Consider the following 2468-nt stretch of genomic DNA (forward strand, 5'->3'; position numbering starts at 1 on the left):
TGTTGATTTGCACGGAATCCTGACCCACCCCGCGCAGTAATTTGCATCGAATATTGACCCACGTAGAACACTGACCTGCTCGGCAACGAGCAGGGGAACGGAGTGATCGACGTGGCTATATTGAGCATCATCCGACGCTGGCACTTTCGCGATCATGTCTCGTTACGCGAGATTGCCAAACGGCTGGGCGTGTCCAGAAACACGGTCAGGCGTTACATACGGGCCGACACTGTGCTGCCGGCTTACCCCGAGCGCCACAGCCCCAGCAAGCTCGACGGGTTTGCTGCGAAGCTGGCAGGCTGGCTCAAGACCGAAGCGAACCGGCCCCGCAAACAGCGCAGAACCCTCAAACAGATCCACGCAGATCTTTGCGCGCTGGGCTTCACCGGCTCCTATGATCGTGTCGCTGCGTTTGCCCGGCGCTGGCGACAGGAGCAGCACGAGCAGGCAAAGACGACCGGGCGCGGGACGTTTGTTCCGCTCCGGTTTGCGGCCGGCGAAGCGTTCCAGTTCGACTGGAGCGAGGACTGGGCCGTCATCAACGGCGAGCGCACGAAGCTGCAGGTGGCACAGCTCAAGCTCAGTCACAGCCGTGCGTTCTTCCTGCGTGCCTATCTGCTGCAGACCCATGAGATGCTGTTCGACGCGCATCATCACGCGTTCGTCGCGTGGGGTGGCATTCCACGCCGCGGCATCTACGACAACATGAAGACCGCCGTCGACAGGGTGCGTCCCGGCAAGGTCCGCGAGGTCAACGCGCGGTTCAGCGCGATGGTGAGCCACTACCTGTTTGACGCCGAGTTCTGCAACGTCGCCTCCGGCTGGGAGAAGGGGCAGATCGAGAAGAACGTCCAGGACAGCCGGCACCGGCTCTGGCAGAAGGTGCCGACGTTCGGCTCGCTGGCGGCGCTCAACGACTGGCTGGCCGACCAGTGCGTGCTGCTGTGGCAACAGACGCGGCACCCCGAACAGGACATGACGATCTGGGACGCGTGGTCTGCCGAGCGGCCACACCTTATGCCAGTGGGCCAGCCGTTCGACGGCTTCGTCGAACATACCAAACGCGTCTCGCCAACCTGCCTCGTAACCTTCGAGCGCAACCGCTACAGCGTGCCGGCGTCGTTTGCCAACCGCCCCATCAGCCTGCGGGTCTACGCCGCGAAGCTAGTGTTCGTGGCTGAAGGTCAGGTGATTGCGGAGCACGGCCGACGGATCAACCGCAGCCATGACAACGGCGAGACCATCTACGACTGGCGTCACTATCTGGCAGTCCTGCAGCGCAAACCTGGAGCGCTTCGTAATGGTGCACCCTTCGCAGAATTTCCAGCTGGATTCCGCAAGCTGCAGGGCGTGCTGCTGAAGCGTCCCGGCGGTGACCGGGAGATGGTCGAGATTCTGGCGCTGGTTCTGCTGCACGACGAACAGACGGTGCTCGCAGCCGTCGAACTGGCGTTTGAAGCCGGTGCACCGAACAAGCAGACGGTGCTGAACATCCTGAGCCGGCTGCTCGACAGCGCGCCTGTGCCGCCGCTGCAGACGCCGCAGGCCTTCGCACTGACCGTTGAGCCGCAGGCCAACGTCAGCCGCTACGATCGACTAAGGGGCCGGGAGGATAACCATGCAGCCTGACGTCATGATGCAGATGCTCAAGTCACTCAAGCTGCACGGTATGGCGCAGGCGTTGGGCGAGCTTGCAGCGCAGGACTCGCCGGCCTACAAGTCGGCTTCGCTGGTGCTTGCCGGGCTGCTCAAGGCCGAACTGGCAGAGCGCGAAGTGCGTTCACTCGCTTACCAGATGAAGGTGGCGCGCTTCCCGGCGTATCGCGATATCGGCGGTTTCGACTTCAGTTGCAGCGATGCCAACGAAGCGCTGGTGCGGCAGCTGTACCAGTGCGAGTTCATCGACTCGGCGCACAACATCGTTCTGGTGGGCGGACCCGGCACCGGAAAGACGCATCTGGCAACCGCGATCGGTGTGCAGGCTCTCGAACACCACCGCCGTCGCGTGCGCTTCTTCTCCACCATCGAGCTGGTCAATGCGCTCGAACAGGAGAAGCTGGTCGGCAAGCCTGGGCAGCTCGCAACAAGGCTTGTCTATGCCGATCTTGTGGTGCTGGACGAGCTCGGCTATCTGCCCTTCAGCCAGACCGGCGGTGCGCTGCTGTTCCACCTGCTCAGCAAGCTCTACGAACGAACCAGCATCATCATCACCACCAATCTGAGCTTCGCCGAATGGGCTAGTGTGTTTGGCGATGCAAAGATGACGACGGCGCTGCTCGACCGGCTTACGCACCACTGCCACATTGTAGAAACAGGCAACGATAGCTATCGTTTCAGAAACAGCACGACGCAGCCAAAGAAGGAGAGAAAGAAGACCCAGACACCCACCGTATAACCCGCAAAGCTGGTCCAACGGGTGGGTCAGAATTCAGTGCAAATCGCGGGTCAGGATTCCATGCAAATCAACA

General features: G+C 61.6%; 2 protein-coding genes. Both read left to right on the plus strand.

Annotated elements, in window-relative coordinates; translation table 11 throughout:
• Window positions 1–102: 102 nt before the first annotated feature.
• Entirely contained in the window at window positions 103–1629 is a 1527-nt protein-coding gene (gene istA / locus P3T20_RS37050; protein WP_429289456.1) for an IS21 family transposase, read from the plus strand.
• On the plus strand, window positions 1619–2395 hold the full coding sequence (gene istB, locus P3T20_RS37055; protein ID WP_415265663.1) for an IS21-like element helper ATPase IstB: 777 nt from the start codon (window positions 1619–1621) through the stop codon (window positions 2393–2395). The genes istA and istB overlap by 11 nt, the downstream gene beginning before the upstream one ends.
• Window positions 2396–2468: the final 73 nt, after the last annotated feature.

It is taken from the genome of Paraburkholderia sp. GAS206C, from assembly GCF_050435645.1.
GTDB lineage: Bacteria > Pseudomonadota > Gammaproteobacteria > Burkholderiales > Burkholderiaceae > Paraburkholderia > Paraburkholderia phenazinium_B.